General features: G+C 71.5%; 5 protein-coding genes. 2 read left to right on the top strand and 3 right to left on the bottom strand.

The annotated features are described in order from the left end of the window. Window positions 1-30: 30 nt before the first annotated feature. From B7767_RS33355 to xseA, 3 genes are all read right to left on the bottom strand, one after another. A complete protein-coding gene (locus B7767_RS33355) occupies window positions 31-621 on the bottom strand; it encodes a malonic semialdehyde reductase (protein ID WP_085575369.1) in 591 nt (196 codons plus the stop codon). A gap of 153 nt (window positions 622-774) precedes the next feature. Further along, window positions 775-1,038, bottom strand: coding sequence for an exodeoxyribonuclease VII small subunit (locus B7767_RS33350; RefSeq protein ID WP_085575368.1), 264 nt, complete (start codon window positions 1,036-1,038; stop codon window positions 775-777). Then, window positions 1,035-2,258: an exodeoxyribonuclease VII large subunit gene (gene xseA, locus B7767_RS33345; RefSeq protein ID WP_085575367.1), complete on the bottom strand. Its 1,224-nt coding sequence runs from the start codon at window positions 2,256-2,258 to the stop codon at window positions 1,035-1,037. Before xseA ends, B7767_RS33350 begins: the two co-directional genes overlap by 4 nt. A 65-nt stretch (window positions 2,259-2,323) precedes the next feature. Between xseA and B7767_RS33340 the strand changes: the two genes are divergently transcribed. Then, window positions 2,324-3,343, top strand: a complete 1,020-nt coding sequence (locus tag B7767_RS33340; RefSeq protein WP_085575366.1) for a 4-hydroxy-3-methylbut-2-enyl diphosphate reductase — start codon at window positions 2,324-2,326, stop codon at window positions 3,341-3,343. Between the two features lie 70 nt (window positions 3,344-3,413). Beyond that, the coding region (gene ppgK / locus B7767_RS33335; protein WP_085575377.1) for a polyphosphate--glucose phosphotransferase at window positions 3,414-4,084 on the top strand (671 nt) is incomplete at its 3' end.

Genomic DNA, 4,084 nt, shown 5'->3' with positions numbered 1-4,084 from the left:
GGCCCCGCCCCACATGTGCCGTACCGGTGCTCAGACGGTGGTGACGACCTGCTCGTACTCCAGGCGCGGGGAGCGCGGGAACCACGCGTCCGGCCCGGGGCGGCCGATGTTGACGATCATCAGCGGGGTGTGGTCGTCGTCGAGGAACTCCTTGCGGACGCCCTCGAAGTCGAAGCCGGTCATCGGGCCGGCGGCCAGGCCCGCGGCGCGCACGCCGACGATGAAGTAGGCGGCCTGGAGGGCGGCGTTCACCGCGGCGGCGCCCTCGCGCACCGGGCGCTCGCTGAAGAAGGCGTCCTTGGCCTGCGGGAAGTGCGGGAGGAGCTGCGGCAGCTCCTCGTGGAACTCGTTGTCCGCGGAGAGGATCGCGACCAGCGGGGCGGAGGCCGTCTTGGGCCGGTTGCCCTCGGCCATGTGCGCGACCAGGCGCTCGCGGGCCTCGGGGGAGCGGACCAGGGTGACGCGCAGGGGGCTCTGGTTGAAGGCGGTGGGGCCGTACTTGACCAGGTCGTAGATCGCCCGCACCTGCTCGTCGGTCACCGGTTCGTCGGTGAACGTGTTGGCGGTGCGCGCCTCGCGGAACAGCAGGTCCTGGGCGGCGGGGTCAAGGGCGAGAGACATGCGTGAACCTTCTCGGGGGGACGTCGGCCCGTCTGTCCGTGTAGGGAACACGGATGTCCGTGCAGGGACCACGGACCGGTTGACGGGTCCGACGGTACGCCTATGAAGTTCAACGCTCAACTAAATCCGGAGCCCGGTGATCCACTTCACAGTTCAGACCTCCCCGGAGCCCTCCGCCCCGCCCTCCTCCTGCTCCCCCTCCGCGAGCGCCGCGTCCAGCCGGGCCCGCGCCCCCTCCAGCCGGCGCCGGCACACCCCGGCCAGCTCCTCGCCCCGCTCCCAGAGCGCGAGGGACTCCTCCAGCGTCGTACCGCCCGCCTCCAGCCGTCGTACGACCTCGATCAGCTCGTCGCGCGCCTGCTCGTACCCGAGCGCCTCGGCCGTCGCCGCCGCCGTCTGCTCCTTCTTGCCGGTCATCCGTCCACCCTCTGTGTATCGACTCGAACCGTGAACTCACCCTCGGACACCCGCGCCCGCAAGGTCTCACCGGCCTCCACCTCGGCCGGATCCCGCACCGCGTGCCCGTCCGCCCGCTGGAGCACGGCGTACCCGCGCTTCAGCGTCGCGGCGGGGGACAGGGCCACCACGCGCGCGTGCGTGTGCGTCAGCTCGGAGTCGGCCCGGTCCAGCCGGTACCGCAGACTGCGCCGGCTCCGCTCCAGCAGCGCCGTGACCTCCTCCGCGCGCGCCTCGACCATCCGGTGCGGATCCTGCAGCGAGGGGCGGGCCAGCGCGTGCGCCAGCCCGCGCTCCTCCCGGTCCAGCAGCGCCCGGACCGAGCGCTGCGCGCGGTCGCGCAGCATCCGTACCCGCTCGTACTCCTCGCCCACGTCCGGCACCACCTTCTTTGCGGCGTCGGTCGGCGTGGAGGCGCGCAGGTCGGCCACGTGGTCGAGCAGCGGGTTGTCCGGCTCGTGCCCGATCGCGGAGACGACCGGCGTACGGCACGCCGCCACCGCCCGCACCAGCTGCTCGTCGGAGAACGGCAGCAGGTCCTCCACGCTGCCGCCGCCCCGCGCCACGATGATCACGTCCACGTCGTCGACCGCGTCCAGCTCCTTCACGGCCTGGACGACCTGCGGCACCGCGTGCACCCCCTGCACGGGCACATTGCGCACCTCGAAACGGACGGCCGGCCACCGCAGCCGCGCGTTCTCCAGCACGTCCCGCTCGGCCGCCGAGGCGCGCCCGCAGACCAGCCCGATCAGTCGCGGCAGGAACGGCAGCGGCTTCTTCCGCTCCGGCGCGAACAGCCCCTCCCGCGCGAGCGACTTCTTCAACTGCTCGAGACGCGCCAGCAGCTCCCCGACCCCCACCGGTTTGATCTCGGCGGCCCTGAGCGACAGCTGCCCGCGCGGCGCGTACCACTCCGGCTTGCAGTGCACCACCACCCGCGCGCCCTCGCTCACCACGTCCGCGACGGCGTCGAACACCTGCCGGTAGCAGGTCACACCCACCGAGACGTCGTACGACGGGTCGCGCAGCGTCAGGAACACCACCCCGGCGCCCGGCCGCCGCGACAGCTGGGTGATCTGCCCCTCGACCCACACAGCGCCGAGCCGGTCGATCCACCCTCCGATCAGCCGCGACACCTCACCGACGGGCAGCGGCGCTTCCGCAGACGTGTTGAGAGCCATGTCCGCGAGAGTAGTGCGCCCCACCGACAACGCACCGTGACCGCGCCCCCGAGCGCGGCCTTACGATGGGACGCATGACCGCTTCGCCTGGCCGCCGTGTCCTGCTCGCCGCCCCCCGTGGCTACTGCGCGGGGGTGGACCGCGCCGTGATCGCCGTCGAGAAGGCCCTGGAGCAGTACGGGGCCCCCGTCTACGTCCGGCACGAGATCGTGCACAACAAGTACGTCGTGCAGACCCTGGAGAAGAAGGGCGCGATCTTCGTCGAACGGACGGAGGAGGTGCCCCCGGGCAGCATCGTGATGTTCTCCGCGCACGGCGTCGCCCCCGTCGTCCACGAGGAGGCCGAGCGCGGCCGGCTCGCCACCATCGACGCCACCTGCCCGCTGGTCACCAAGGTCCACAAGGAAGCCGTCCGCTTCGCGAACGACGACTACGACATCCTCCTGATCGGCCACGAGGGCCACGAGGAGGTCATCGGCACCTCCGGCGAGGCCCCCGACCACATCCAGCTCGTCGACGGGCCGGGCGACGTCGCGAAGGTCGAGGTCCGCGACCCCTCCAAGGTCGTCTGGCTCTCCCAGACCACCCTCTCCGTCGACGAGACCATGGAGACCGTCGACGCCCTCAAGGAGAAGTTCCCCCAGCTGATCTCCCCGCCCAGCGACGACATCTGCTACGCCACGCAGAACCGCCAGCTCGCGGTCAAGCAGATGGGTGCCGAGGCGGACCTGGTGATCGTGGTCGGCTCGCGCAACTCCTCCAACTCCAAGCGCCTGGTGGAGGTCGCCAAGCTGGCAGGCGCCCGCGCGGCGTACCTGGTGGACTTCGCCGACGAGATCGACGAGGCCTGGCTGGAGGGCGTGACCACGGTCGGCGTCACCTCGGGCGCCTCGGTGCCGGAGATCCTCGTCGAGCAGGTGCTGGAATGGCTGTCGGGACGCGGCTTCGAGGACGTCGAGATCGTCAAGGCGGCCGAGGAGTCCATCGTCTTCTCCCTGCCGAAGGAGCTCCGCCGCGACCTGCGCGAGGAGGCGGCGGCCCTGGTGGCCGGGCGCGGCGGCTCCGGGGCGGATTCCGCGCGGTGACGGCGGAGCGGTCGTGAAGATCGCGGAGGCGGCTGATGTGACGGTCCGTCGTACGTCGTAACGTAGGGCCATGCAGATCTTCGGCGTGGACATCGGCGGTTCCGGGATCAAGGGTGCCCCGGTCGACCTGGACAAGGGGGACCTGGCGCAGGAGCGCTGCAAGGTCCTCACCCCGCACCCGGCCACACCGGACGCGGTGGCCGACGGCGTGAAGCAGGTCGTCGACCACTTCGGCTGGACCGGACCGGTCGGGGTCACCTTCCCGGGTGTCGTCACCGGCGGCACCACGATCCGTACGGCGGCCAACGTCGACAAGAGCTGGATCGACACCGACGCGCGCGTGCTGCTCGGTGACCGCCTGGGCGGCCTGCCGGTGACGGTGGTCAACGACGCGGACGCGGCCGGCGTCGCCGAGATGCACTTCGGCGCCGGACGCCACCACCGGGGCACGGTGATCCTGCTGACCTTCGGCACCGGCATCGGCAGCGCCCTGTTCGTGGACGGCGTCCTCGTCCCCAACACCGAGCTGGGCCATCTGGAGCTGCACGGCCACGACGCGGAGAAGCGGGCCTCCAGCAAGGCCAGGGAGGACCACGACCTGTCGTGGGAGGACTGGGCGCACCGGGTGCAGAAGTACCTGGCCCACGTGGAGATGCTGTTCTCGCCCGAGCTGTTCGTCATCGGCGGCGGCGTCAGCCGCAAGTCCCACAAGTTCCTGGACCACATCCAGGGCATCAAGGC

The organism is Streptomyces sp. 13-12-16 (genome assembly GCF_002114215.1).
Taxonomy (GTDB): domain Bacteria; phylum Actinomycetota; class Actinomycetes; order Streptomycetales; family Streptomycetaceae; genus Streptomyces.
The sequence above is the reverse complement of the archived record's forward strand: the minus strand, read 5'-3'. Positions and strand labels throughout refer to the sequence as shown.